Source organism: Pseudomonas sp. 43A, assembly GCF_013363935.1.
GTDB classification, from domain to species: domain Bacteria; phylum Pseudomonadota; class Gammaproteobacteria; order Pseudomonadales; family Pseudomonadaceae; genus Aquipseudomonas; species Aquipseudomonas crudilactis.
Genome location: NZ_CP054880.1, coordinates 6,118,660 through 6,144,677, shown reverse-complemented (window position 1 = coordinate 6,144,677; position 26,018 = coordinate 6,118,660). Strand labels below are relative to the sequence as shown.

Sequence of the window (26,018 nt, the reverse complement as noted above, 5' to 3'; positions counted from 1 at the left end):
TCTGGTTTAATCGATACCGACACCCGAGAACACGTTGCGACCGAACGGGCTGACTTTGAACCCTTCGATCCTCGCGCTTAACGGCTGGTTGACCGTCGAGTGGGCGACAGGCGTGATCGGCACTTGCTGTTTAAGCAATTGCTGAGCCTGTTTGTAGAGCACGGTGCGCTGGTCGCGGTCGGTGACGACCTTGGCCTGTTTGATCAGCTTGTCGTAAGCCGGATCGCACCACATGGAATAGTTGTTGCCGCCGATGGCATCGCAGCTGTACAGCGTGCCGAGCCAGTTGTCCGGATCGCCGTTGTCACCGGTCCAGCCGATCAGGCTGATGTCGTGCTCGCCATTTTTGGTGCGCTTGATGTACTCGCCCCATTCGTAGCTGACGATCTTCACTTTCAGACCGATCTTGGCCCAGTCCGCCTGGAGCATTTCGGCCATCAGTTTGGCGTTCGGGTTGTACGGGCGCTGCACCGGCATCGCCCACAGAGTGATCTCGGTGCCTTCTTTGACGCCGGCAGCCTTGAGCAGCTCTTTGGCTTTTTCCGGGTTGTAGGCGGCGTCTTTGATGCTGTCGTCGTAGGACCACTGGGTCGGCGGCATGGCGTTGACGGCCAGTTGGCCGGCGCCTTGATAAACAGCGTTGAGAATCCCTTGTTTATTTACCGCCATGTCCAGCGCCTGGCGCACTTCGAGCTGGTCGAAGGGCTTGTGGCGCACGTTATAGGCGATGTAGCCGAGGTTGAAACCCGGCTTGGAGATCAGCTGCAGTTTCGGATCGGCCTTCAGCGCTTCAACATCGGCAGGGCGCGGATGCAAGGTAATCTGGCATTCGCCGGCCTTGAGCTTCTGCACGCGCACCGAGGCGTCGGTGTTGATCGCGAAGATCAGGTTGTCGAGTTTGACCCGGCTCGGATCCCAGTAATGTTTATTACCTGTGTAACGGATGTTCGAGTCTTTCTGATAACTCTTGAACACGAATGGCCCGGTGCCAATCGGTTTCTGGTTGATGTCGCTCGGCTTGCCTTCGGCCAGCAGTTTGTCGGCGTATTCGGCGGACAGGATGGCGGCGAAGCTCATGGCGATGTTCTGAATGAACGCGGCGTCGACGCTGTTGAGCGTGAACTCCACGGTCAGCGGCCCGGTCTTCTCGACCTTGGCGATGTTCTTGTTCAGGCTCATGCCGTTGAAATACGGGAACTCGGTCGGATAAGCCTTACGGAAGGGTTGCTGTGCATCGAGCATGCGATTAAACGTGAACAGCACGTCGTCGGCGTTCATGTCGCGGGTCGGTTTGAAATACGGCGTTGTATGAAACTTCACACCTTCACGCAGGTGAAAGGTGTACTTGAGACCATCCTCGGAAATATCCCACGTGGTCGCCAGACCAGGTACGACATTGGTCGCGCCTTTTTCGAACTCGACCAGACGGTTGTAGATCGGTTCGGCGGCGTCGTTATCCGTCGCTGTCGTGTACTGCGCGGTGTCGAAACCCGCCGGGCTGCCTTCAGAGCAGAACACCAGACTTTTGCTGGCGGCGAAACTGGCGGACGAGGCGGCCAACAGGCCGGCGCTCAGCATTGCGGAAAAAATCAAGGTATGGCGCATGACGCTCCCTCTTTTTTAGTGTTGTTCAATGCGCCGTCGTCTCATCCGGAGACGTTTTGGCTGCATCGAGCTCAATCCAGTACGTACGGCAAACCGGTGGCCCACGCAGAAACTGGTCAGTACCCGACGGTAGGGGCCGCGGTCCTGGCAGTAAATGCGTAAATGCCTTAAAGCTCGTAGGAAAAGGCGACGCGTCCTATACCGCTGCGGTAGTCCGCAGTGGAATTGGCTGTAGGCAAATTCCTAAATTCCCGGCAGGTAAAACAACGGCGACGTCAAAAACGTCGCCGTTGCAGTGCCTTATTTGCTGACGCTGACGCCGTAGAAGGAGTTCAAGCCAAATGGGCTGATCTTGAAGTCCTGCACGTTGGCGCGCATGGGTTGATACACCGTCGAGTGAGCGATAGGTGTCATTGGAACTGCATCTTTGAGGACGTGTTGCGCCTGTTTGTACAGTTCAGTGCGCTTGCCCTGATCGGTCGTGCGCTTGGCTTCTTTGACGAGGCCGTCGAACTTCTTGTCGCACCACTTGGAGAAGTTGTTGCCGCTGAGCGAGTCGCAACCGAACAGCACGTTCAGCCAGTTGTCCGGATCACCATTGTCACCGCTCCAGCCAATGATCATGGCCTGGTTCTCGCCACCTTTGGAGCGCTTGATGTACTCGCCCCACTCGTAGCTGGTGATCTTCACTTTCAAGCCGATCTTGGCCCAGTCGGACTGGAGCATTTCAGCCATCAGTTTGGCGTTCGGGTTGTACGGACGCTGAACCGGCATCGCCCACAGCACGATCTCGGTACCTTCCTTGACGCCGGCTTCCTTGAGCAGCTGTTTGGCTTTCTCAGGATCGTACTTGGCGTCCTTGATGGTGGTGTCGTAGGACCATTGGGTCGGCGGCATGGCGTTGACGGCCAGTTGGCCGGCGCCCTGGTAAACCGAATCGATGATCTGCGGCTTGTTCACCGCCATGTCCAGCGCCTGACGTACGCGCAGGTCAGCCAGTGGGTTCGCTTCGTTGCTGCCCTTGACCTTGTCCATCACGTTGTAGGCGATGTAACCCAGGTTGAAACCAGCCTGGTCAGGCATCTTCAGGGTTTTGTCTTCTTTCAGCGCTTTCAGGTCGGCCGGACGGGGGAACAGGGTGACCTGGCACTCGTTCTTTTTCAGCTTCTGAATACGTACCGACGGGTCGGTGGTGATGGCGAAGATCAGGTTGTCGATCTTCACGTCATCCGGCTTCCAGTAGTCCTTGTTGCCGGTGTAGCGGATGTTGGAATCTTTCTGGTAGCTCTTGAACACGAACGGGCCAGTGCCGATCGGCTTCTGGTTGATGTCGGCAGCCTTGCCCTCTTTCAGCAGCTGCGCTGCGTACTCGGCGGATTGTACCGAGGCGAAGCTCATGGCCATGTTCTGGATGAACGCAGCGTCGACTTCTTTCAGAGTGAACTTGACGGTGTGGTCGTCGACTTTATCGATCTTGGTGATGTTGGTGTCCATCCCCATGTCGGTGAAGTACGGGAATTCGGTCGGGTACGCCTTACGGAACGGATCATCCTTGTTAATCATGCGATTAAAGGTGAACAGCACGTCGTCGGCGTTGAACTCACGAGTCGGCTTGAAATACGGGGTGGTGTGGAACTTGACGCCTTCACGCAGGTGGAAGGTGTAAGTCAGGCCGTCGTCGGAAATGTCCCACTTGGTCGCCAGACCAGGAATCACGGCGGTGCCGCCGCGCTCGAACTGGGTCAGACGGTTGAACATGGTTTCGGCTGAGGCGTCGAAGTCGGTTCCGGTGGTGTACTGGCCTGGGTCGAAACCGGCCGGGCTGCCTTCGGAGCAGAACACCAGGTTAGTCGCAGCGGATGCGAAAGGTGCGGAGGCTAACAAGCCTGCGCCGACTAAAAACGGAATGACCGCGTGTTTAAGCATGTTGGCCTCATGATTTGTTGTCATTTTTTAGTTGTGAGGTACGACCTCGTGAGTCGTGCCTGCGGATACTTATGCAGGGGCCATACCCATTGCAAGATCCAGAGTGACTGCCGGCATCAAAGCGTGGCACGAACGTACCTTAATGTCGCATCTGTATAACTTCTGACGCATTTGACCGTTTGCGGGTGGTTTTTACGGTGCAAAACAAGCCCCAAAACGGTGCGCTGGTCACGTTGTGCGCGCCGCCTTGGGGCTCGGTGTTACTTATTTATACCCACGCCATAGAAGGGGGTTAGACCGAACGGGCTGATCCGGAAGTCAGTGACTTCCTTGCGCAGCGGCTGGAACACCGTGGAGTTGGCAATCGGCGTGATCGGCACCTGCTGTTTAAGGATCAGTTGCGCCTGTTGATACAGTTTTACCCGTTGATCTTTGTCGGTGGACAACTTGGCCTGTTGCACCAGTTTGTCGTAGGCCGGATCGCACCATTTGGCATAGTTGCTGCCTTTCACCGCCGCGCAGCTGTAGAGCACGCCAAGCCAGTTGTCCGGGTCACCGTTGTCACCTGTCCAACCATAAATCATGGCGTCGTGTTCGCCATTTTTCGCGCGTTTGATGTACTCGCCCCATTCGTAGCTGACGATGTTGGCCTTGATGCCGATCTTCTCCCAATCCTGCTGGATCATCTGTGCCGACATCCGCGCATTCGGGTTCGAGGCGCGCTGTACTGTCATCGCCCAAAGGTTGATGGTTGTACCCGGTGCAACCCCTGCTTCTTTAAGTAGCACCCGTGCTTTTGCCGGGTCATAGGGAGCGTCCTTGATATTCGGGTCATACGACCATTGCGCTGGCGGCAAGGCGTTTTGCGCCAACTGGCCGGCGCTTTGGTAAACGGCTTTGATGATCGCCGGTTTGTCGATGGCCATGTCCAGCGCCTGACGCACTTTTAGCTGATCGAGTGGTGCGTGGGTGGTGTTATAGGCGAGGAAGCCGAGGTTGAAACCGGCCTGCTTGAGCACGCGCAGGTTCGGGTCTTTTTCCATCACTTCGATGTCGGCCGGGCGTGGGTAGCCGCTGACCTGGCATTCACCGGCCTTGAGTTTTTGCAGGCGCACGGCGGCGTCCGGGGTGATCGAGAAGATCAGGTTGTCGATCTTCACATCTTCGGGTTTCCAGTAGGCCTGGTTGGCGGTGTAGCGGATTTGCGAATCCTTCTGGTAGCGCTTGAACACGAACGGGCCGGTACCGATCGGCTTCTGGTTGAGGTCGGCGGCTTTGCCTTCCTTCAGCAGTTGCGCGGCGTATTCGGCCGATTGCACCGAGGCGAAGCTCATGGCGAGGTTTTGCACGAACGCGGCGTCGACGTTGTTGAGGTTGAAGCGCACGGTTTGCTCGTCGAGTTTTTCTACCGATTTGATCGTGGTGTTGAGGCCCATGTCGGTGAAGTAGGGGGACTCGGCGGGGTAGGCCTTGCGGAAGGCGTTGTCCGGGTCGAGGAGGCGCTGGAAGGTGAAGAGGACGTCGTCGGCGTTGAAGTCGCGGGTGGGTTTGAAGTAGTCGGTGGTGTGGAATTTTACGTTTTGGCGCAGGTGGAAGGTGTATTGCAGGCCATCCGGGGATATGTCCCATTTTGTTGCCAGGCCGGGTTCGATGTCGGTGCCGCCGCGTTTGAATTGGGTGAGGCGGTTGAAGACGGTTTCGGCGGAGGCGTCGAAGTCGGTGCCGCTGGTGTATTGGCTGGGGTCGAAGCCTGCGGGGCTGGCTTCGGAGCAGTAGACCAGAGTGGTGGCGGCGTTGGCTAGCGGGGCGATTGTGGCCAGGGCCAGGGAGATCAGGAGCGGTTTTAGGGTGAATCTTGGCATGGAGTCCCCGGGAAGATTGGAGGTGGTTGTTGGTTGAGATTAGCGGGGAATAGCGGGGTATCGGAAATATCGTTTTTCTCGGGGGAGTGTCTATCTCGGTATATCTGGGCGTTTTTTATTGGGTGTATATCCGTTGCTGCGGTTAGGGCTGCTTAGGGTTCCGCCCTGATGGCGGGTCACTTTTTCCAGACGCCGAAAAAGTAACCAAAAAGGCTTGCTCCTACGTGCGGCCCGCTCGCTGGGGCTCGGGGTTCCTTCGCTCCGGGATCGATCCGGGCGCAGCGCCTACGGTTTGCTTCGCTGCACCTCCTCTCGCTGTGTTTGGCTGCGCCAAACGGTCGCTGCGCTCCCACGCCCGGATCAATCCCTCCACTCAGCCTTCCGACGTCGCCCGTGGATCAAGATCAAGAGCAGGCGAGCTGACACTCGGCCTATTGAGTGGTGAAGAGCGCGGGTGTTCGGCCTTTTGATTTGTGGTGGGTTTGCCCCTCACCCCAGCCCTCTCCCGGAGGGAGAGGGGGCCGATTTGTGTGTTTTTCAAAGCCTCAGTTCGACGCGGTATCGCACGTCGGCGTAGTTCTCCCAAACACCTCGGTCAGTCCCCTCTCACTCCGGGAGAGGGCTAGGGTGAGGGGCTTTTGATCTGTTGCAGAATCTGAGTTCGACTCGGTATCCCGAGTCGGCGTATCTCCTCCAGTCCACGCGATCAGTCCCCTCTCCCTCCGGGAGAGGGCTAGGGTGAGGGGCTTTTGATCTGTTTCAGAATCTGAGTTCGGCTCGGTATTTCACGTCGGCGTAGCTCTCCCAAACACCACGGTCAGTCCCCTCTCCCTCCGGGAGAGGGCTAGGGTGAGGGGCTTTTGATCTGTTTCAGAATCTGAGTTCGGCTCGGTATTTCACGTCGGCGTAACTCTCCCAAACACCACGGTCAGTCCCCTCTCCCTCTGGGAGAGGGCTAGGGTGAGGGTTGGCTTTTGGCTGTTTAAATTTGTGTCAAATAACCAGAATCTTCCCACAAGGTTTTCAGGTTGTCCGTCGGACGTGGGCTCTCTAGTCTTTGGCTGTCGCTGAAGACTCAGCGATCGGGAGGTGAGATTCCCGGTTATTGAATTTGGAAACCTGCACAAGCCCCTCCATAATCGCCGCCAGCTCATGCTGTCAGCAGTTTTTATGGCGGCTATGTACGGGCGGACTTTTGTCCGGCCGGGTTGGTTTCCTTACCGGTAATCTCACTCCGTACATAGTTGCCACCTCATTTCTCGAGTGAGATCGGAAATGAATGGCGTCAGTTCATAAGGAAATTTTCCATGGATAAATTGATACCTGACCCACCCCTCGATACCCCACTCGAAGACGCCATCCGCGCCGACGACCAGATCAAAACCCGCGAAGCCATCAAGCGCGCCCTGGATTTCTACCTCAGCCCCGACCCGGTCAAACCCCGGCAGCCCAGCACGATGTTCCTGATCCAACCAAACATCGACACCGAAAGCCTGCTGGCGCATGCCTGTGAGTCACTCGCTTCGGCGAACACGTTAACCGGTAACTTTGCCGATCAGTTGGGCCGGCCCGAGCGCAATACGGCGTTGGCGATTCAGCAGATCATCATGCTGGCCGAGCTGGCGGTGAATCGGGCGCTGGATCGGGTTGATCCGCAGACTTGATACCGCGTTATCGTTCATCGCGAGCAGGCTCGCCCCACATTGGAATGCGTTCAAACTGTGGGAGCGAGCTTGCTCGCGAAGACGGTGGTTCATCCACAGCAAATCCCAGGCACAAAAAAACCGCCGATCATTCACCGATCGGCGGTTTTTCATTCAGCGCAAATCAAATCACTGCATCAACACTTCAATCGAGCCATCTGCCGTCATGCTCACCTGGCTGGTGCCCGCTTCAACTTCCGGCGTCACTGGCGCCGAATCCATCGCCGCCGCTTTCATCATCATCGGTGCGCGCAGGTACGGTTGTGGATAACCGTTGCTGTTGAGGTTCAGGTTGACGATTTTGTAACCCTTGCCGCCCAGTGCGTCGGTGGCCAGTTGGGCGCGGGCCTTGAAGGCGGTCACTGCTTCTTTGAGCAACTGGTCTTCACTGGATTTGCGGGTCGGGTCGGCGATGGCGAAGTCCATGCCGCCCATTTTCAGGTCGCCCAGCAGTTCGCCGGTGAGTTTGGACAGGGCGGCGAAGTCGGCGCTTTCCAGACGCAGTTCCGCGCGCTCACGCCAGCCGGTGATTTTCTGGCCTTTGGTGTCGTAGATCGGGTAACTGTTGCGGCTGCCCTGGCGCAGGGTGATGTCTTTGACTTGCTTGGCCTGGGCCAAGGCCTTGTTCATGGTGGTGCTGACGTCGGCGGCAAGTTTGGCCGGGTCGGTATTTTGCTCTTCGGTGTAGAGGGTGACGATCATCAGGTCGCGGGCCACTTCCGTGCTGACTTCGGCGCGCAGGGAGATCTGGTTGTAGTGCAGCTCATCGGCGGCCAGGGCCGGAAGGCTGGCGATGCTGCCGACGGTCAGGGCGAGAAGGGCGGCGCTGCGGCGAAATGTGTGCATGAAAGCTCCTTGATGAGGGCGCAGGTGATGGTTCGGGGGCCTGCGTGAAACCATCAGACTCTAGCTTTTATGCTCCGGTTCGCCCAGTTACAACTTCTATACACATCGACGGGGCTGCTGCGCAGCCATTCGCGAGCAGGCTCGCCCACCTTTGAAATGCATTCCCCCTGTGGGAGCGAGCTTGCTCGCGAAGAGGCCCTTATAGCCGCCGAAGATGTTTTCGCCATGTGGTCGTTTGCCGCACTTTCGCCTCTCAGGGGCGTGGCTTGGTTATACTCCGTGCGATCCGCCTGGAGCGCTCATCAGGAGAGCTCATGCTCGCCCCCGTACAACTGACATCCGCCACTCGCCAGAACCTCTGGCGGCTGACTTTCATCCGCACCCTGGTGCTTGCCGCGCAGGCCGGCTCCGTAGGCCTGGCCTACTGGCTGCAACTGCTGCCGTTGCCGTGGGTGCAACTGGCGATGACCCTCGGCTGCTCGATACTGCTTTGCGTGTTCACTGCCGTGCGCCTGCGCACTTCGTGGCCGGTAACCGAGCTTGAGTACGCGCTGCAACTGGCCTGTGATCTGGTGATCCACAGTGCGCTGCTGTACTTCTCCGGTGGTTCGACCAACCCCTTTGTTTCCTATTATCTGGTGCCGCTGACCATCGCTGCGGTGACGCTGCCGTGGCGCTATTCGGTAATCCTCTCCGGTATCGCACTGGCGCTGTACACCGTAATGCTGACGCGGTTCTATCCGCTGGAAACCCTGCCAGTGGCCCGCGAGAACCTGCAGATTTACGGCATGTGGCTGAGCTTCGCGCTCGCCGCGGCGGTGATCACCTTCTTCGCCGCGCGCATGGCTGAAGAGCTGCGCCGTCAGGAAGAATTACGGGCGATCCGTCGTGAAGAAGGCCTGCGTGATCAGCAACTGCTCGCCGTCGCCACCCAGGCCGCTGGCGCCGCCCATGAACTGGGCACGCCGCTGGCGACCATGAGCGTGTTGCTCAAGGAAATGCAGCAGGATCACCCCGACCCGATGCTGCAGGACGATTTGAAAGTGCTGCAGGATCAGGTCAAGTTGTGCAAGGAAACCTTGCAACAACTGGTGCGCGCCGCCGAGGCCAACCGGCGTCTGGCGGTCGAGATGCAGGACGTCACCGACTGGCTCGACGAGGCGCTGAACCGCTGGCACCTGATGCGTCCGGAGGCCAGTTACCGCTTCCATCGCCTCGGTCAGGGCGCCGTGCCGCGCATGGCGCCGCCGCCGGATCTGACTCAGGCGCTGCTTAATTTGCTCAACAACGCCGCCGATGCCTGCCCGGAAAACCTCAAGGTGACCCTGGACTGGGACTCGGAAACGGTGACCATCAGCATTCGTGACCACGGCGCCGGTGTGCCGCTGGCCATCGCCGAACAGATCGGCAAACCGTTTTTTACCACCAAGGGCAAAGGTTTCGGCCTTGGCCTGTTTTTGAGCAAGGCCAGCGTGACACGCGCCGGCGGCTCAGTGAAACTCTATAGTCATGAGGAAGGCGGCACGCTCACCGAGCTGCGCCTGCCCCACGGCGCCCGAGGAGACCAACATGAGTGACGAAATCCAAGTCGAAGGCGAAGAACTGCCGCATTTGCTGCTGGTCGACGACGACGCAACGTTCACCCGAGTGATGGCCCGTGCCATGGCTCGTCGTGGCTTTCGCGTCAGCACTGCCGGCTCGGCCGAAGAAGGCCTGACCATTGCCCAGGCCGATCTGCCTGATTACGCCGCGCTCGACCTGAAAATGGACGGCGACTCCGGTCTGGTGCTGCTGCCCAAACTGCTGGAACTGGACCCGGAAATGCGCGTGGTGATCCTCACCGGTTATTCGAGCATTGCCACGGCGGTTGAAGCGATCAAGCGCGGCGCCTGCAACTACCTGTGCAAACCGGCCGATGCCGATGACGTGCTGGCCGCGTTGCTGTCCGAGCACGCCGACCTCGACAGTCTGGTGCCGGAAAACCCGATGTCGGTTGACCGTCTGCAGTGGGAACACATCCAGCGCGTGCTCACCGAACACGAAGGCAACATCTCCGCCACTGCCCGCGCCCTGGGCATGCACCGTCGCACTCTGCAGCGCAAACTGCAGAAGCGCCCGGTTCGTCGCTGAACCTGCGCTGAACGACTATCGCCAGCCCTCGCGATAAAACGCACCGATCTACTATGATCGGTGCGTGTCTGTTCTTTTCTATATCGAGCCTTATCCATGAATCAGAACGCTGAATATTCCGCGGTCAACGATGCTGTGCGCGGGCAGTTTTTTCGCAAGGTGTGGGCGATCATCACGCCGTACTGGCGCAGTGAAGAGAAGGGCAAGGCCTGGACGCTGCTGATTGCGGTGATCGCGCTCTCGCTGCTGAGCGTGGGCATCTCGGTGTGGTTCAACACCTGGTACAAGGATTTCTACAACGCGCTGCAAAAGAAGGACGAAGCGGCGTTCTGGCGCTTGATTCTGTATTTCTGCGGCATTGCGGCGGTGGCTATTGTCGGTGCGGTGTATCGGCTCTACCTGACGCAGATGCTGACCATTCGCTGGCGTGCCTGGCTCACTGAAAAGCATTTCTCGCGTTGGCTCGCCGACAAGAATTACTACCAGCTGGAGCAGGGCGGTTACACCGATAACCCGGATCAGCGGATTTCCGAGGACCTCAACAACTTCACCTCCAACACCCTTGAACTGGGCATCGGGCTGCTGCGCAATATCGTCAGTCTGGTGTCGTTCTCGATCATTTTGTGGGGCGTGTCGGGCAGTATCGAAGTCTATGGCATCACCATTCCCGGCTACATGTTCTGGTGCGTGCTGGTGTATGCGGTGGTGGGCAGTTGGCTGACGCATTTGATTGGTCGTCGCTTGATCGGTCTGAACAACCAACAACAACGCTTCGAAGCTGACCTGCGTTTTTCCATGGTGCGGATTCGCGAGAATGCCGAAAGCATCGCGTTGTACAACGGCGAACCGAACGAGAACCGCCGATTGAGCGCTCGCTTCGGGAATGTCTGGCACAACTTCTGGGACATCATGAAAGTGTCCAAGCGCCTGACCTTCTTCACCGCCGGTTACAGCCAGGCGGCCATTATCTTTCCGTTCATTGTGGCTTCGCCGCGTTACCTTTCCGGCAAGATCGAACTGGGTGAACTGATGCAGATCAGTTCGGCATTCGGCAACGTGCAGGAGAGTTTCAGCTGGTTCATCAGTGCGTACCAGAGCCTCGCGTCCTGGCGCGCCACCTGTGATCGTCTGCTGAGTTTCCGTCAGGCCATGAGCGACAACGAGCAGCGCGTGCCGGCCATCGATGTGCAGAATCAGGGCAGTGAATTGAAGGTGCACAACCTCGGTCTGGATCTGGCCGATGGTCGTCATTTGCTGACCAGCGCCGACATGACCGTCGAAGCGGGCGAGCGAGTGATGCTCAGCGGGCGTTCGGGCAGCGGCAAGTCGACGCTGTTGCGAGCAATGGGCCATTTGTGGCCAGCGGGCCACGGCAACATTCGCTTGCCGGCAGCACGTTATCTGTTCCTGCCGCAAAAGCCGTATCTGCCGATCGGCACGCTGCGCGAGGCTTTGAGTTATCCACAACCGGGCGACACTTACGCGCCGGAACGTTATGCACAAGTGCTGGAAACCTGCCGTCTGCCGCATCTGGTCACGCGGCTGGACGAGGCCAATCACTGGCAGCGCATGCTCTCGCCGGGCGAACAGCAACGACTGGCCTTTGCCCGCGCACTGCTTTACGCACCGCAGTGGCTGTACATGGATGAAGCGACTTCGGCGATGGACGAGGAAGACGAGGCGACGCTGTATCAGGCGTTGATTGATCAGATACCGGGGCTGAGCATTGTCAGCGTCGGCCATCGCAGCAGTCTGAAACGCTTCCATCCACGGCACGTGCGGATCGACAGCGGCCATTTGGTTGAACAAACCGTGACTGCCTGATCACCGCTAAACCCCTGTAGGAGTGAGCCTGCTCGCGATCGCGTTGGGTCAGTCACATTGATGCTGAATGTGCGGACGTCATCGCGAGCAGGCTCACTCCTACATAAGGCGATGTAAACCGGAAAGTGATCGTACAACCCGCTTGAGCTATCATGCCTCCAAGCCGAATTTTCGAGACTAGATGCACACCATGGAAAACCTGATCGAAACCCCGCGTCTCCCGCGCAAGCGCCGCAGCCTGGCCCAGGAACTGGTGACGGTGCTGAGCGAGCAGATCCGCGATGGCCTGCTCAAGCGCGGTGACAAACTGCCCACCGAGTCGGCGATCATGGAAGCCCATGGCGTCAGCCGCACCGTGGTGCGCGAGGCGATTTCCCGTTTGCAGGCTGCCGGTCAGGTTGAAACCCGCCACGGCATCGGCACCTTCGTACTCGACACGCCAAGCCCGAGCGGTTTCCGCATCGACCCGGCCACCGTCGTCACCCTGCGTGACGTACTGGCCATCCTTGAATTGCGCATCAGCCTCGAAGTCGAGTCTGCCGGCCTTGCTGCACAACGCCGCAGCGCCGAGCAACTGGCAACCATGCGCGCCGCCCTCGATGCGCTCAACGAAAGCGCCGCCCACGCCAGCGATGCTGTGGCTTCAGACTTTGCTTTCCACTTGGAAATCGCCCTGTCCACCGGCAACCGTTACTTCACCGACATCATGACCCACCTGGGCACCAGCATCATTCCGCGTACGCGGCTGAACTCGGCGCGCTTGGCTCACGATGATCAGCAGCACTACATGAGCCGCCTGAGTCGTGAGCACGAAGAAATCTACGACGCGATTGCCCGTCAGGATTCCGATGCAGCGCGTGCGGCGATGCGTCTGCATTTGACCAACAGCCGTGAAAGACTGCGCCAGGCCCATGAAGAGGCGCAGGCGCAGCGGGGTTAAGCGGTCAGGCCTTGATCCGCAACGTCACCGCCTGCGAAAACGGTTCCATGCTCGACTCATCGACAAACTTGTAACGCAATTCGACATCCGTATTGAGGTACGGACGCAGCGCCTCTTTGGGGATCTGTAACTCGATCCCCGTGAGTTTCTCCATCTCATCTTCGGCATCGTCCCAGGTGCCAGTGTTCACTTCTTCGCCTGCCCATTCCGGCTCTTCCGGGTCGTCACCGAGAATCGGATAAACACTCCAGTTCGCTGGAAAATCGCTGGAATCCGGGACCTGTACGATCAATACATCGGGTAGCACGGATAGCTGCAGGGTGAGGGCGTCAGAGGCAGAAGAGGACATTTGCGCGAGGGTCGGCGCAGCATAATTCACAAACATTTCGGTTTCCTTCGAAGGTCCGCCACGATCCTTCGTGGCAGTCGTCGCACCTTACCCGGCGTTTCTCCAGCGTTCAGTAAACGAATCTTGACCAGACATTTCCGCGCTAAAACCCTTCAAACGCGGGGCTTTGCGACGAGTCCTGGCAAGCCTTAAACAGTTTTGTCCGACAAAAAAACACCCACAACGATGAAATGCAGTTGACGGTTATTATTTAAGTTGTACGATGACCTACAACTTCAGCGAAGGCTGAACGGTCCACTCACAAAAAACGTTGCTACCAGGGTGTTCGAATAATGAATCCACAAGAACTGAAGTCCATCCTCTCTGCCGGCCTGCTGTCTTTCCCGGTGACCGATTTCAACGCGCAGGGCGATTTCAACCGCGCGGGCTACATCAAACGCCTGGAATGGCTGGCTCCGTATGGCGCTTCAGCCTTGTTCGCCGCCGGCGGCACCGGTGAGTTTTTCTCCCTGGCCGCCAGCGAATACTCGGAAATCATCAAGACTGCCGTCGACACTTGTGAAACCAGCGTGCCGATCCTCGCCGGTGTCGGTGGTTCGACCCGTCAGGCCATCGAATACGCTCAGGAAGCCGAGCGTCTGGGCGCCAAAGGTCTGTTGTTGCTGCCGCACTACCTGACCGAAGCGAGCCAGGACGGTGTTGCCGCTCACGTTGAAGCCGTGTGTAAATCGGTCAACATCGGCGTAGTCGTTTACAACCGCAACGTTTGCCGCTTGACCGCGCCGCTGCTGGAACGTCTGGCCGAGCGCTGCCCGAATTTGATCGGCTACAAGGATGGTCTGGGCGATATCGAGTTGATGGTGTCGATCCGTCGCCGCCTCGGTGATCGCTTCAGCTACCTGGGTGGTCTGCCGACCGCCGAAGTCTATGCCGCTGCCTACAAGGCGCTGGGCGTGCCGGTCTACTCCTCGGCGGTGTTCAACTTCATCCCGAAAACCGCGATGGACTTCTACCACGCGATCGCTCGTGAAGATCACGCTACCGTTGGCAAGATCATCGACGACTTCTTCCTGCCGTACCTCGACATCCGCAACCGCAAGGCCGGTTATGCCGTGAGCATCGTCAAGGCAGGCGCGAAAATCGCCGGCTATGACGCAGGCCCGGTGCGGGCGCCGCTGACCGATCTGACTGGCGAAGAGTACGAAATGCTCGCTGCGCTGATCGACAAGCAAGGTGCGCAGTAACACCCGACAAAAACGCGGCCGCTGAGTAATCAGCGGCTTTTTGCGTAAAGGCTTTTAGTTTTGAGGGCTGCCCCTGTGACAAATGCAAAACGCTACGACAACTACATCAACGGCGAATGGGTTGCCGGTGCCGACTACTCGGCCAACATCAACCCGTCGGAACTGAACGACACCATCGGCGATTACGCCAAGGCTGACCTGACTCAGGTTCACGCCGCCATCGACGCCGCCCGCGCCGCGTTCCCGGCCTATTCCACTTCGGGTATTCAGGCCCGTCACGATTCGCTGGATAAAGTCGGAACTGAGATTCTCGCCCGTCGCGAAGAGCTCGGCACCTTGCTGGCCCGGGAAGAGGGCAAGACCCTGCCTGAAGCCATCGGCGAAGTGACCCGCGCCGGTAACATCTTCAAGTTCTTCGCCGGCGAATGCCTGCGTCTGTCCGGCGACTACGTGCCGTCGGTGCGTCCGGGCGTTAACGTCGAAGTGACCCGTGAAGCACTGGGCGTGGTCGGTCTGATCACTCCGTGGAACTTCCCGATCGCGATTCCTGCATGGAAAATCGCTCCAGCGCTGGCCTACGGCAACTGCGTGGTGTTGAAGCCGGCCGATCTGGTGCCGGGTTGCGCTTGGGCGCTGGCGGAAATCATCTCCCGCGCAGGCTTCCCGGCCGGCGTGTTCAACCTGGTGATGGGCAGTGGCCGCGTGGTCGGTGATGCCCTGGTGCAGAGCCCGAAAGTCGATGGCATCAGCTTCACCGGTTCGGTCGGTGTGGGTCGTCAGATCGCGGTCAACTGCGTGTCGCGCCAGGCCAAGGTGCAGCTGGAAATGGGCGGCAAGAACCCGCAGATCATTCTCGACGACGCCGACCTCAAACAAGCGGTCGAGCTGTCGGTGCAGAGCGCGTTCTACTCCACCGGTCAGCGTTGCACTGCGTCGAGCCGCTTGATCGTCACCGCCGGGATTCACGACAAGTTCGTTGAGGCGATGGCCGAGCGCATGAAGTCGATCAAGGTCGGCCACGCGCTGAAGTCCGGTACCGACATCGGTCCAGTGGTTTCGCAAGCGCAGCTTGAGCAGGACATGAAGTACATCGACATCGGCCAGTCCGAAGGTGCGCGTCTGGTCAGCGGCGGCGGTCTGGTGACCTGCGACACCGAAGGCTACTTCCTCGCGCCAACGCTGTTTGCCGACAGTGAAGCGTCGATGCGCATCAGCCGCGAAGAGATCTTCGGCCCGGTGGCCAACATCGTTCGCGTAGCTGACTACGACGCGGCGCTGGCGATGGCCAACGACACCGAATTCGGTCTGTCGGCGGGTATTGCGACCACCTCGTTGAAGTACGCCAACCACTTCAAGCGCCATTCGCAAGCCGGGATGGTCATGGTCAATCTGCCGACCGCTGGTGTGGATTACCACGTTCCGTTTGGTGGGCGTAAAGGTTCATCCTATGGATCACGTGAGCAAGGCCGCTATGCGCAAGAGTTTTACACGGTTGTAAAAACTGCCTACATCGGATCGTAACCCGCTGCACCCGCGCCGGGCCTTCGCCTGAGGCCCTGCGCGGCACAAGACCAAAGAATGTTTTACCCGCATAAAAATAATCAGTGGGAGTACATCTACATGCAATCGTCCAAGCCGACTCACGTCCGCTATTTGATCCTGCTCATGCTGTTTCTGGTGACCACGATCAACTACGCCGACCGCGCCACGATCGCCATCGCCGGTTCCAGCCTGCAAAAAGATCTGGGCATCGACGCAGTCACCCTCGGCTATATCTTCTCCGCATTCGGTTGGGCCTACGTGGCTGGGCAAATCCCCGGCGGCTGGCTGCTCGATCGCTTCGGCTCGAAAAAAGTCTATGCCCTGAGCATTTTCACCTGGTCGCTGTTCACCGTGCTGCAAGGCTTTGTCGGTGAGTTCGGCATGTCCACGGCCATTGTTGCGCTGTTCATGCTGCGCTTCCTGGTCGGTCTGGCTGAAGCGCCTTCGTTCCCCGGCAACGCGCGCATTGTCGCGGCGTGGTTCCCGACCGCGGAACGTGGCACCGCTTCGGCAATCTTCAACTCGGCGCAATACTTTGCCACCGTGTTGTTCGCACCGCTGATGGGCTGGATCGTTTACTCCTTTGGCTGGGAGCACGTGTTCATCGTCATGGGCCTGTTCGGTATTGTCTTCTCGGGCATCTGGCTGAAGGTTATCCACAGCCCGCGTGAACACCCGCGTATCAACGAAGCCGAGTTCAAACACATCGCTGAAAACGGCGGCATGGTCGACATGGACCAGAAGGGCAAAAAGTCCGACGGTCCGAAGTGGGATTACATCCGTCAGTTGCTGACCAACCGCATGATGCTCGGTGTGTATCTGGGTCAATACTGCATCAACGGCATCACCTATTTCTTCCTGACCTGGTTCCCTGTGTATCTGGTGCAAGAGCGTGGCATGACCATTCTCAAGGCTGGTTTCATCGCCTCGTTGCCGGCAATCTGCGGCTTTATCGGCGGCGTACTTGGCGGGGTGATTTCCGACTACCTGCTGCGCAAGGGCCACTCGCTGACCTTCGCCCGCAAAGCGCCGATCATTGCCGGCCTGCTGGTTTCCAGCAGCATCGTTGCCTGCAACTATGTTGAAGTTGAATGGATGGTCGTTGGCTTCATGGCCCTGGCCTTCTTCGGCAAAGGCGTTGGCGCACTGGGCTGGGCGGTGGTTTCCGACACCTCGCCCAAACAGATCGCCGGTCTGAGCGGTGGCCTGTTCAACACCTTCGGCAACATCGCTTCGATTACCACGCCGATCGTGATTGGCTACATCATCAGCTCCACCGGTTCGTTCAAGTGGGCGCTGGTGTTTGTCGGTGCCAACGCACTGGTGGCGGTGTTCAGCTATCTGGTCATCGTCGGCCCGATCAAACGTGTGGTACTCAAAGAGCCGCCAACCAACGGCGGTACTGAAGCCACCGGTAAATTGTCTCAAGCGCATTCCTGAGGAGCGGCGTCATGCAGTTGATTGAACATTCCGACTCGCCGCGCCACATCCGCCTGCACGAGCGGGACAATGTGGTGGTAGTGGTCAACGACCAGGGCGCACCGGCCGGCACTGAATTTGCCGATGGCCTGGTGACGCTGGAATTTGTGCCGCAGAGCCACAAGGTCACCCTCGAAGACATTCCCGAGGGCGGCCAGGTGATTCGCTACGGTCAGGTGATTGGCTACGCGTTGCAGCCGATTCGCCGTGGCAGTTGGGTCAAGGAAGATCAACTGCGCATGCCGACCGCGCCGCCGCTGGACAGCTTGCCGCTGTCCACCGAGGTGCCGGACGCACAGGCACCGCTGGAAGGCTTCACCTTCGAGGGTTACCGCAACGCTGACGGCACCGTCGGCACGCGCAATATTCTCGGCATTACCACCACGGTGCAGTGCGTCACCGGCGTGCTCGATCACGCGGTGAAGCGCATCAAGGAAGAACTGCTGCCGAAGTATCCGCACGTCGATGACGTGGTGGCGCTGACTCACAGTTACGGCTGCGGCGTGGCGATCACCGCCACTGACGCTTACATCCCGATTCGCACCGTGCGCAATCTGGCGCGCAACCCGAACCTCGGTGGCGAAGCGTTGGTGATCAGTCTCGGCTGCGAGAAATTGCAGGCCGGGCAGGTGATGCACGAGGACGATGCGTCGGTGGATCTCAGCGATCCGTGGCTGTATCGCTTGCAGGATTCCAGTCACGGTTTTACCGAGATGATTGAACAGATCATGAACTTGGCTGAAGTGCGCCTGAAGAAACTCGACCAGCGCCGTCGCGAAACCGTGCCGGCGTCCGAGCTGATCCTGGGCATGCAGTGCGGCGGCAGTGATGCGTTTTCCGGGATCACCGCCAACCCGGCGCTGGGTTATGCCTCGGACTTGTTGCTGCGCGCGGGGGCAACGGTGATGTTTTCCGAAGTCACCGAAGTGCGCGATGCGATTTACCTGCTGACTTCACGCGCCGAAAGCAAAACCGTTGCCGAGGAATTGGTGCGTGAGATGGACTGGTACGACCGTTACCTGGCCAAGGGCGAAGCGGATCGCAGCGCCAACACCACGCCGGGCAACAAGAAGGGCGGGCTGTCGAACATTGTCGAGAAGTCGCTGGGTTCGATCGTCAAATCCGGTAGCAGTGCGATTAATGGCGTACTCGGCCCGGGCGAGCGGTTCAAGCAGAAGGGGCTGATTTTCTGTGCGACGCCGGCCAGTGATTTTGTCTGCGGCACGTTGCAGTTGGCGGCGGGGATGAACCTGCATGTGTTCACCACCGGGCGTGGCACGCCGTATGGGTTGGCGATGGCGCCGGTGGTGAAGGTCTCTACGCGTACGGAGCTGGCGCAGCGTTGGCCGGATCTGATCGACATCGATGCCGGGCGGATTGCTACCGGGCGCGCGACGATCGAGGAATTGGGTTGGGAGTTGTTTCACTATTACCTGGATGTTGCGAGCGGTAAGCAGCAGACGTGGGCGGAGAAGCACAAGCTGCATAATGACATTACGTTGTTCAATCCGGCGCCGATTACCTGATGGTTTGGGGGGGCAAAAGCTACCCCTCACCCCAGCCCTCTCCCGGAGGGAGAGGGGGCCGACCGAGTTGTCTTGCGCTGTACATCGACCTGAAAAATCGGGTCGATTATGGATTCAGCGATGTCATTTCAGGTCGGTGGATTTTTAGAATATCCCCCGATCGGTCCCCTCTCCCTCGGGGAGAGAGCTAGGGTGAGGGGCTGATCGAGTTGTCTGGCGCTATACATCGACTTGAAATACCGAGTTGATTATGGATTCAACGAAGTCATTTCAGGTCGATGGATTTATGCAATATCCCCCGATCGGTCCCCTCTCCCTCGGGGAGAGAGCTAGGGTGAGGGGCTGATCGAGTTGTCTGGCGCTATACATCGACTTGAAATACCGAGTTGATTATGGATTCAACGAAGTCATTTCAGGTCGATGGATTTATGCAATATCCCCCGATCGGTCCCCTCTCCCTCGGGGAGAGAGCTAGGGTGAGGGGCTGATCGAGTTGTCTGGCGCTATACATCGACTTGAAATACCGAGTTGATTATGGATTCAACGAAGTCATTTCAGGTCGATGGATTTATGCAATATCCCCCGATCGGTCCCCTCTCCCTCCGGGAGAGGGCTAGGGTGAGGGGCTTTTGCTTTATCATTGGCCACTAACGACGCTCACCCAAGGCTCCCCGGCATGCTGGCAATTTTCCTCGAAACCCTGAACATCACCGCGCCGGTGTTTGCCATGCTGTTTCTCGGTGTGCTGCTCAAGCGCATCGACTGGATCAACGACAATTTCATCCACACCGCCTCCTCGCTGGTGTTCAACGTGACCATGCCGGCGCTGCTGTTTCTCGGCATTCTGCATGCCGACCTGCACGCAGCATTGCAACCGTCCCTGCTGATCTACTTCTCCCTCGCCACGCTGGTGAGTTTTGCCCTGGCCTGGGGCTGGGCGATTTTCAAATGTCCGCGTGAAGATCGCGGCATCTATACCCAAGGCGCGTTTCGCGGCAATAACGGCGTCATCGGTCTCGCGCTGGCGGCAAGCATGTACGGCGATTACGGCATTTCCCTCGGCGCAATTCTCGCGGCGCTGGTGATCCTGTTTTACAACACGCTGTCGACCATCGTTTTGGCGGTGTACAGCCCGGTGATCAAGTCCGATCCGTGGAGCATCTGCAAAAGCGTGTTCAGCAATCCGCTGATCATCAGTGTCATCGCGGCGGCGCCGTTTGCCTATTTCAAGATCGGTTTGCCGGGCTGGCTGGAGACGTCAGGTCAGTATCTGGCGCAGACCACGTTGCCACTGGCGTTGATCTGCATTGGCGGCACGCTGTCACTGGCGGCGTTGCGCAAGAGCGGCAATATGGCGCTGAGTTCGAGCCTGGTGAAGATGGTCGGCCTGCCGGTGCTGGCGACGCTCGGCGCGTGGCTGTGGGGATTTCGCGGGGCGGAACTGGGGATTCTGTTTTTGTACTTCGGCAGCCCGACGGCGGCGGCGAGTTTTGTCATGGCCCGCGCGGCGCAGGGTAACCATGAACTGGCGGCGGCGATTATTGTGATGACCACGTTGATGGCGGCGATTACCACCAATGTCGGGATTTTCGTTTTGCAGTGGGGTGGGTGGATCTAGCCTGGATCTTGGGTTGCTCTCTCGGGCCTCTTCGCGAGCAAGCTCGCTCCCACATTTGAAATGCATTCCAATGTGGGAGCGAGCTTGCTCGCGAAGGCGTCAGTTCAATCATTCAGGTTTCTGGTAGGTATCGATCACTTCCTGCGCCGCCCGAAACGCATCAATCGCTGCCGGTACGCCGGCATACACCGCGCAATGCAGTAGCGCTTCGCGAATCTCGTCCACCGTGCAGCCATTGTTCAGTGCGCCGCGCACGTGGCCTTTCAACTCCTGCGGGCACTTCAGTGCCGTCAGCGCGGCGAGGGTGATCAGGCTGCGGGTTTTCAGCGGCAGACCCTCGCGGTTCCACACGCCACCCCAGGCATGCTCATTGACGAAATCCTGCAGCGGCTGGGTGAACTCGGTGGCGTTGCCCAGCGCGCGATCAACAAACGCATCGCCCATTACCTGGCGGCGGACTTCAACCCCGGACTTCTTCGATTCGGTCATGGTTTTTCACTCTTGTGGTGTTGGCGGCGCCAGGCGCGTATCGACGTGAACAACAAGAACGTCAGCAGCGTTGGCAGGACATAAAACAACATCATTCGCTCAAGCTTGCCGGCCAGGGGCATGCCGGTGGTGAACGACACCACGTGCAGCCCATAGGCCAGATACAAACCGAGCAGCAACAGACCTTCGGCCCGCGTCACGCGGTAGCCGGAATAGAACACCGGCAGGCACAGCGCCGCGACACCGAGCATCACCGGCAGGTCGAAATCCAGCGCGTTCGGCGACACCGACAGCGGCGTCGGTGCAATCAGCGCGGTGAGGCCGAGCACGCCGAGCAGGTTGAACAGGTTGGCACCTATCACGTTGCCCACGGCGATATCGCGTTGCCCACGCAATGCGGCAATCAGCGAGGTCGCCAGTTCCGGCAGCGAAGTGCCGACGGCGACCACGGTCAGGCCGATTACCCGCTCGGAGAAACCAAGGTCGGTGGCCACCACGACGGCGGCGCCGAGCAATAGATGCCCGGCGAACACCAGCATCGCCAGACCGATAACGATCATCAGCAAACTGCCGATCCAGGAGGCCTGCGCAGCTTGAGGCTGTTCTGAATGTGGCCGCGTCGAGTGTCGCGATTGGCGCAGCAGCAAGCCGAGATACAGCGCCAATGCGCCGAGCAGCAGGATGCCGTCGAAGCGACCGATTTCTTCATTCCACGCCAATATGAACACCAGCAGGCTGGCGCCGATCATCAGCGGAATGTCGAGGCGCACCAGTTGCCGGGAGACGCGCAGCGGAATGATCAGCGCCGACAGGCCGAGGGTGACGAGGATGTTGAAGATGCTGCTGCCAACCACGCTGCCGACCGCGATATCGGGGTTGTGCGCCAACGCCGCTTGCACGCTGACGGCCATTTGCGGTGCGCTGCTGCCGAGGGCGACGATGGTCAGGCCGATGATCAGCGGCCGTACATGCAGACGCGCCGCCAGACGCACTGCTGCGCGCACCATCAGTTCGGCGCCGAAGATCAGCAGGCACAGGCCGGCGAGCAGTTCGATCACGCTGATCAGGGGTAAGTCGGCTAGTGCGAAAATGGTCGGCGCTCCATCAGTCGTCGAGGGCTTGCACGCGAACCCGTGCGGTGCCGCTGCGCAGCATGCCGAGCTGTTCGGCGGCCTCGCGGGACACGTCGATCAGGCGCCCACGGGTGTGCGGGCCACGGTCGTTGATGCGGACCACGACGGATTCATCGTTTTTCAGATTGGTGACCTTTACCCGTGTGCCAAAGGGTAGCTGGCGGTGGGCGGCGGTCAGGGAATTCTGGTTGAACGCTTCGCCACTGGCGGTGCGTTTACCGTGGTGCTTGGCACCGTAATAGGAAGCGACGCCGGTCTGGTCGTAACCGTGCGGGTCGATGGTGTCGGTGCTGGCGCAACCGGCCAGTAAAGAGAGCAGGGCGCAGGCGCCGAGCAGACGTTTCATTCGAAAGCTCCCAGATAACAATGTGGGAGCGAGCTTGCTCGCGAAGAGGCCGTTACATTCAGCATTCATGTTGAATGTCATGACGCCTTCGCGAGCAAGCTCGCTCCCACAGGGAATAGAGCCAGGCTTGGGATCTGGCTCAATTGCGGTCAGCCTTCGAGCTTGCTTTTCAGCAGTTCGTTCACTTGCTGCGGGTTGGCCTTGCCTTTCGACGCTTTCATCGCCTGACCGACGAAGAAGCCGAACATCTTGCCGCGTTTGGCTTCATCAGCCGCACGGTACTGTTCAACTTGCTCGGCGTTGGCCGCGAGCATTTCGTCCAGCACCGCCGAAATCGCGCCGCTGTCAGTCACTTGCTTGAGGCCGCGTTTTTCGATGATCTCGTCTGCGCTGCCTTCACCGTTGGCCATCGCTTCGAACACAACCTTGGCAATCTTGCCGGAGATGGTGTTGTCCTTGATGCGCAGCAGCATGCCGCCCAGCAGTTCAGCGGAAACCGGCGACTCGTCGATGTCCAGGCCTTGCTTGTTGAGCAGGCTGCCCAACTCGACCATTACCCAGTTCGCCGCCAGTTTGGCATCGCCGCCGATGGCCGCAACCTTCTCGAAGTAATCGGCTTGCTCACGGCTGGTGGCCAGCACGTTGGCGTCGTAGGCCGACAGACCGAACTGGCTCTGGAAGCGTTCGCGTTTCTGCGGTGGCAGTTCCGGCAGAGTGGCGCGCACCTCGCCGAGGAACGACTCTTCGATGACCACCGGCAGCAGGTCCGGATCGGGGAAGTAACGGTAGTCGTTGGCTTCCTCTTTCGAACGCATCGGACGGGTTTCGTCCTTGTTCGGATCGTACAGACGGGTCTGCTGTATCACTTTGCCGCCGTCTTCGATCAGCTCGATCTGACGCTGGATTTCGGAGTTGATCGCCTTCTCGATGAAGCGGAACGAGTTGACGTTCTTGATCTCGCAGCGGGTGCCGAACTCAACCTGGCCTTTCGGACGGATCGACACGTTGCAGTCGCAACGCAGCGAACCTTCGGCCATGTTGCCGTCGCAGATGCCCAGGTAACGCACCAGTGCGTGGATCGCCTTGACGTAAGCCACGGCTTCCTTGGCGCTGCGCATGTCCGGCTCGGAGACGATTTCCAGCAGCGGCGTGCCGGCACGGTTCAGGTCGATGCCGGTGGCACCGTTGAATTCTTCGTGCAGGCTCTTGCCGGCGTCTTCTTCCAGGTGCGCGCGGGTAATGCCGACACGTTTGACGGTGCCGTCTTCCAGGGCGATGTCCAGATGGCCCTTGCCAACGATCGGCAATTCCATCTGGCTGATCTGGTAGCCCTTCGGCAGATCCGGGTAGAAGTAGTTTTTACGGGCGAACACGTTGTGCTGACCGATCTCGGCGTCAATCGCCAGACCGAACATCACCGCCATGCGCACTGCTTCCTGGTTCAGCACCGGCAATACGCCAGGCATGCCCAGGTCGATCAGGCTGGCCTGGGTGTTCGGCTCGGAACCGAACGTGGTGGAACTACCGGAAAAGATTTTCGACCGGGTAGTGAGCTGAGTGTGAATCTCCAGCCCGATCACGACTTCCCATTGCATGTGTGTCTCCTCAGAAGCCGGTTGGGGTGCGGGTGTGCCAGTCAGTGTTGAGCTGATACTGGTGGGCAACGTTCAACAGGCGACCTTCCTGGAAGTACGGCGCGAGCAACTGCACGCCCACCGGCAAGCCGTCGACAAAACCGGCCGGCATCGACAGGCCCGGCAGGCCCGCGAGGTTGGCGGTGATGGTGTAGACGTCTTCCAGATAGGCAGCGACCGGGTCGCTGTTCTTCGCGCCAAGCTTCCAGGCCGGGTTCGGCGTGGTTGGGCCGAGGATGATGTCGACTTCATTAAAGGCCGCCATGAAATCGTTCTTCACCAGACGACGGATCTTCTGCGCTTTCAGGTAGTAGGCGTCGTAGTAACCGGCGGACAGCGCGTAGGCACCGACCATGATCCGGCGCTGTACTTCCGCACCGAAGCCTTCGCCACGGGAGCGCTTGTACAGGTCGATCAGATCTTTCGGGTGCTCGCAACGGTGGCCGAAACGCACGCCGTCGAAACGCGACAGGTTCGAGGAGGCTTCTGCCGGCGCGATCACGTAGTACGCAGGGATCGCGTGCTGCATGTTCGGCAGGCTGATTTCCTTGATCACGGCACCGAGCTTCTGCAGCTCTTTGATGCTGTTCTGGATCAGCTCGGCGATACGCGGGTCGAGACCGGCACTGAAGTATTCCTTCGGCACGCCGATGCGCAGGCCTTGCAGCGAATCGCCCAGGCTTGCCGAGTAATCCGGCACCGGCTCATCGATGCTGGTGGAGTCGTTCTGATCGAAGCCAGCCATACCTTGCAACAAAATGGCGCAGTCTTCGGCCGTGCGCGCCAACGGGCCGCCCTGATCGAGGCTGGAGGCGTAAGCGATCATGCCCCAGCGCGAAACGCGACCGTAGGTCGGTTTCAGGCCGGTGAGGTTGGTGAATGCCGCCGGCTGACGAATCGAACCGCCAGTGTCGGTGGCCGTCGCCGCTGGCAACAGACGAGCGGCCACTGCCGCCGCCGAACCACCAGACGAACCGCCTGGTACGTGTTCCAGGTTCCACGGGTTTTTCACCGCGCCGTACCAGCTCGACTCGTTGGCCGAACCCATGGCGAATTCGTCCATGTTGGTCTTGCCCAGAGTGACTGCACCGGCAGCCGCCAGTTTCGCGACCACGGTGGCGTCGTACGGGGCCTTGAAGTTGTCGAGCATCTTCGAGCCGCAGCTGGTGCGAATGCCCTGGGTGCAGAACAGGTCCTTGTGAGCGATCGGCGCACCGAGCAGGGCGCCGCTCTCACCGTTGGCGCGGCGGGCATCGGCGGCTTTCGCCTGCTCGAGGGCCAGCGCTTCGGTGAGGCTGATGAAACTGTTGAGCTGCGGATCGAGCTGGGTGATACGCGCCAGCAGGACTTTGGTCAGCTCTTCGGAGGAAAACTTTTTATCGGCGAGACCGCGGGCGATCTCGGCCAGAGTCATTTGATGCATTGCAGGCTCTTTCCCTTTAGTCGATGACTTTCGGAACCAGATACAGGCCGTTTTCGACCGCTGGTGCGATGGACTGGTAGGCCTCGCGGTGATTGCTCTCGGTCACGACGTCGGCGCGCAGGCGCTGACTGGCTTCCAGCGGGTGGGCCAGAGGCTCGATTCCGTCGGTATTAACAGCCTGCATTTCGTCGACCAGACCGAGAATGCTGTTGAGAGCGGAAGTAATGTGTGGAAGATCGGCATCATTGAGGCCAAGGCAGGCCAGATGAGCGATTTTTTCCACGTCGGAGCGTTCTAGCGCCATCGGGATTCTCCTGTGGAAAACAGAACGGACGGCGTCCGTGTGTTAGATTGTCGGAACACTACCGCACTTCTACGGTCATAAGGCCGCGATTGTGG

21 protein-coding genes are annotated in these 26,018 nt (G+C 59.2%); 10 read left to right on the top strand and 11 right to left on the bottom strand.

Going from position 1 to position 26,018, the window contains the following annotated elements:
• Positions 1-6 precede the first annotated feature (6 nt).
• From HUW52_RS27125 to HUW52_RS27115, 3 genes are all read right to left on the bottom strand, one after another.
• On the bottom strand, positions 7-1,605 hold the full coding sequence (locus tag HUW52_RS27125) for an ABC transporter substrate-binding protein (protein WP_016985409.1): 1,599 nt from the start codon (positions 1,603-1,605) through the stop codon (positions 7-9).
• Positions 1,606-1,905: 300 nt separating this feature from the next.
• On the bottom strand, positions 1,906-3,531 hold the full coding sequence (locus HUW52_RS27120; protein ID WP_016985410.1) for an ABC transporter substrate-binding protein: 1,626 nt from the start codon (positions 3,529-3,531) through the stop codon (positions 1,906-1,908).
• 260 nt (positions 3,532-3,791) lie between these two features.
• A complete protein-coding gene (locus tag HUW52_RS27115) occupies positions 3,792-5,393 on the bottom strand; it encodes an ABC transporter substrate-binding protein (RefSeq protein ID WP_175555346.1) in 1,602 nt (533 codons plus the stop codon).
• A 1,307-nt stretch (positions 5,394-6,700) separates the two neighbouring features.
• Here HUW52_RS27115 and HUW52_RS27110 point away from each other — a divergent pair.
• Complete coding sequence (locus HUW52_RS27110; protein ID WP_150650068.1) at positions 6,701-7,057, top strand: DUF6124 family protein; 357 nt, start codon at positions 6,701-6,703, stop codon at positions 7,055-7,057.
• A 168-nt stretch (positions 7,058-7,225) separates the two neighbouring features.
• On the opposite strand, the gene HUW52_RS27105 is transcribed toward HUW52_RS27110, so the two are convergent.
• Positions 7,226-7,942, bottom strand: coding sequence for an SIMPL domain-containing protein (locus tag HUW52_RS27105; RefSeq protein WP_016984326.1), 717 nt, complete (start codon positions 7,940-7,942; stop codon positions 7,226-7,228).
• A 314-nt stretch (positions 7,943-8,256) separates the two neighbouring features.
• Between HUW52_RS27105 and HUW52_RS27100 the strand changes: the two genes are divergently transcribed.
• The 4 genes from HUW52_RS27100 to HUW52_RS27085 all read left to right on the top strand — a co-directional run bounded on the left by HUW52_RS27100 (position 8,257) and on the right by HUW52_RS27085 (position 12,836).
• Complete coding sequence (locus HUW52_RS27100; protein ID WP_175555345.1) at positions 8,257-9,519, top strand: ATP-binding protein; 1,263 nt, start codon at positions 8,257-8,259, stop codon at positions 9,517-9,519.
• Positions 9,512-10,072 carry a response regulator transcription factor gene (locus HUW52_RS27095; protein WP_003221630.1) on the top strand — a complete coding sequence of 187 codons (561 nt, stop codon included), beginning with the start codon at positions 9,512-9,514 and terminating at the stop codon, positions 10,070-10,072. Before HUW52_RS27100 ends, HUW52_RS27095 begins: the two co-directional genes overlap by 8 nt.
• A 96-nt stretch (positions 10,073-10,168) precedes the next feature.
• Positions 10,169-11,896 (top strand): ABC transporter ATP-binding protein/permease, encoded by a 1,728-nt coding sequence (locus HUW52_RS27090; protein ID WP_016984325.1) that lies wholly within the window; start codon positions 10,169-10,171, stop codon positions 11,894-11,896.
• 190 nt (positions 11,897-12,086) lie between these two features.
• Positions 12,087-12,836 (top strand): FadR/GntR family transcriptional regulator, encoded by a 750-nt coding sequence (locus HUW52_RS27085; RefSeq protein ID WP_175555344.1) that lies wholly within the window; start codon positions 12,087-12,089, stop codon positions 12,834-12,836.
• Positions 12,837-12,840: 4 nt separating this feature from the next.
• Here HUW52_RS27085 and HUW52_RS27080 read toward each other — a convergent pair whose 3' ends face one another.
• On the bottom strand, positions 12,841-13,221 hold the full coding sequence (locus HUW52_RS27080; protein ID WP_175555343.1) for a hypothetical protein: 381 nt from the start codon (positions 13,219-13,221) through the stop codon (positions 12,841-12,843).
• A gap of 296 nt (positions 13,222-13,517) precedes the next feature.
• Between HUW52_RS27080 and kdgD the strand changes: the two genes are divergently transcribed.
• From kdgD to HUW52_RS27055, 5 genes are all read left to right on the top strand, one after another.
• Positions 13,518-14,429 carry a 5-dehydro-4-deoxyglucarate dehydratase gene (gene kdgD / locus HUW52_RS27075; protein ID WP_016984321.1) on the top strand — a complete coding sequence of 304 codons (912 nt, stop codon included), beginning with the start codon at positions 13,518-13,520 and terminating at the stop codon, positions 14,427-14,429.
• A 75-nt stretch (positions 14,430-14,504) separates the two neighbouring features.
• The gene (locus tag HUW52_RS27070) at positions 14,505-15,950 is read left to right on the top strand and encodes an aldehyde dehydrogenase family protein (RefSeq protein WP_175555342.1); all 1,446 of its coding nucleotides are present in this window, start codon (positions 14,505-14,507) and stop codon (positions 15,948-15,950) included.
• Between the two features lie 99 nt (positions 15,951-16,049).
• On the top strand, positions 16,050-17,411 hold the full coding sequence (locus HUW52_RS27065; RefSeq protein ID WP_026000542.1) for an MFS transporter: 1,362 nt from the start codon (positions 16,050-16,052) through the stop codon (positions 17,409-17,411).
• Between the two features lie 11 nt (positions 17,412-17,422).
• On the top strand, positions 17,423-18,976 hold the full coding sequence (gene garD / locus HUW52_RS27060; protein WP_175555341.1) for a galactarate dehydratase: 1,554 nt from the start codon (positions 17,423-17,425) through the stop codon (positions 18,974-18,976).
• A 676-nt stretch (positions 18,977-19,652) separates the two neighbouring features.
• Positions 19,653-20,594 carry an AEC family transporter gene (locus tag HUW52_RS27055; RefSeq protein ID WP_016984178.1) on the top strand — a complete coding sequence of 314 codons (942 nt, stop codon included), beginning with the start codon at positions 19,653-19,655 and terminating at the stop codon, positions 20,592-20,594.
• A gap of 108 nt (positions 20,595-20,702) precedes the next feature.
• Here the strand turns inward: HUW52_RS27055 and HUW52_RS27050 are convergent, their stop codons facing one another.
• From HUW52_RS27050 to gatC, 6 genes are all read right to left on the bottom strand, one after another.
• The gene (locus HUW52_RS27050) at positions 20,703-21,083 is read right to left on the bottom strand and encodes a carboxymuconolactone decarboxylase family protein (protein ID WP_016984177.1); all 381 of its coding nucleotides are present in this window, start codon (positions 21,081-21,083) and stop codon (positions 20,703-20,705) included.
• Positions 21,080-22,141: a calcium/sodium antiporter gene (locus HUW52_RS27045; RefSeq protein WP_175555340.1), complete on the bottom strand. Its 1,062-nt coding sequence runs from the start codon at positions 22,139-22,141 to the stop codon at positions 21,080-21,082. The genes HUW52_RS27050 and HUW52_RS27045 overlap by 4 nt, the downstream gene beginning before the upstream one ends.
• Before the next feature lie 46 nt (positions 22,142-22,187).
• Positions 22,188-22,562, bottom strand: a complete 375-nt coding sequence (locus tag HUW52_RS27040; protein ID WP_016984175.1) for a septal ring lytic transglycosylase RlpA family protein — start codon at positions 22,560-22,562, stop codon at positions 22,188-22,190.
• 149 nt (positions 22,563-22,711) lie between these two features.
• Entirely contained in the window at positions 22,712-24,157 is a 1,446-nt protein-coding gene (gene gatB / locus HUW52_RS27035; protein WP_095125392.1) for an Asp-tRNA(Asn)/Glu-tRNA(Gln) amidotransferase subunit GatB, read from the bottom strand.
• A gap of 10 nt (positions 24,158-24,167) precedes the next feature.
• On the bottom strand, positions 24,168-25,619 hold the full coding sequence (gene gatA, locus HUW52_RS27030) for an Asp-tRNA(Asn)/Glu-tRNA(Gln) amidotransferase subunit GatA (protein ID WP_016984173.1): 1,452 nt from the start codon (positions 25,617-25,619) through the stop codon (positions 24,168-24,170).
• A gap of 16 nt (positions 25,620-25,635) precedes the next feature.
• Positions 25,636-25,923, bottom strand: coding sequence for an Asp-tRNA(Asn)/Glu-tRNA(Gln) amidotransferase subunit GatC (gene gatC / locus HUW52_RS27025; protein ID WP_007915356.1), 288 nt, complete (start codon positions 25,921-25,923; stop codon positions 25,636-25,638).
• Positions 25,924-26,018: the final 95 nt, after the last annotated feature.

Excerpts from the sequence above, each read along its gene's own strand:
- HUW52_RS27125 (WP_016985409.1), bottom strand. The coding sequence starts at position 1,605 with ATGCGCCATACCTTGATTTTTTCCGCAATGCTGAGCGCCGGCCTGTTG.
- HUW52_RS27120 (WP_016985410.1), bottom strand. The coding sequence starts at position 3,531 with ATGCTTAAACACGCGGTCATTCCGTTTTTAGTCGGCGCAGGCTTGTTA.
- HUW52_RS27115 (WP_175555346.1), bottom strand. The coding sequence starts at position 5,393 with ATGCCAAGATTCACCCTAAAACCGCTCCTGATCTCCCTGGCCCTGGCC.
- HUW52_RS27110 (WP_150650068.1), top strand. The coding sequence starts at position 6,701 with ATGGATAAATTGATACCTGACCCACCCCTCGATACCCCACTCGAAGAC.
- HUW52_RS27105 (WP_016984326.1), bottom strand. The coding sequence starts at position 7,942 with ATGCACACATTTCGCCGCAGCGCCGCCCTTCTCGCCCTGACCGTCGGC.
- HUW52_RS27100 (WP_175555345.1), top strand. The coding sequence starts at position 8,257 with ATGCTCGCCCCCGTACAACTGACATCCGCCACTCGCCAGAACCTCTGG.
- HUW52_RS27095 (WP_003221630.1), top strand. The coding sequence starts at position 9,512 with ATGAGTGACGAAATCCAAGTCGAAGGCGAAGAACTGCCGCATTTGCTG.
- HUW52_RS27090 (WP_016984325.1), top strand. The coding sequence starts at position 10,169 with ATGAATCAGAACGCTGAATATTCCGCGGTCAACGATGCTGTGCGCGGG.
- HUW52_RS27085 (WP_175555344.1), top strand. The coding sequence starts at position 12,087 with ATGGAAAACCTGATCGAAACCCCGCGTCTCCCGCGCAAGCGCCGCAGC.
- HUW52_RS27080 (WP_175555343.1), bottom strand. The coding sequence starts at position 13,221 with ATGTTTGTGAATTATGCTGCGCCGACCCTCGCGCAAATGTCCTCTTCT.
- kdgD (WP_016984321.1), top strand. The coding sequence starts at position 13,518 with ATGAATCCACAAGAACTGAAGTCCATCCTCTCTGCCGGCCTGCTGTCT.
- HUW52_RS27065 (WP_026000542.1), top strand. The coding sequence starts at position 16,050 with ATGCAATCGTCCAAGCCGACTCACGTCCGCTATTTGATCCTGCTCATG.
- garD (WP_175555341.1), top strand. The coding sequence starts at position 17,423 with ATGCAGTTGATTGAACATTCCGACTCGCCGCGCCACATCCGCCTGCAC.
- HUW52_RS27055 (WP_016984178.1), top strand. The coding sequence starts at position 19,653 with ATGCTGGCAATTTTCCTCGAAACCCTGAACATCACCGCGCCGGTGTTT.
- HUW52_RS27050 (WP_016984177.1), bottom strand. The coding sequence starts at position 21,083 with ATGACCGAATCGAAGAAGTCCGGGGTTGAAGTCCGCCGCCAGGTAATG.
- HUW52_RS27040 (WP_016984175.1), bottom strand. The coding sequence starts at position 22,562 with ATGAAACGTCTGCTCGGCGCCTGCGCCCTGCTCTCTTTACTGGCCGGT.
- gatB (WP_095125392.1), bottom strand. The coding sequence starts at position 24,157 with ATGCAATGGGAAGTCGTGATCGGGCTGGAGATTCACACTCAGCTCACT.
- gatA (WP_016984173.1), bottom strand. The coding sequence starts at position 25,619 with ATGCATCAAATGACTCTGGCCGAGATCGCCCGCGGTCTCGCCGATAAA.
- gatC (WP_007915356.1), bottom strand. The coding sequence starts at position 25,923 with ATGGCGCTAGAACGCTCCGACGTGGAAAAAATCGCTCATCTGGCCTGC.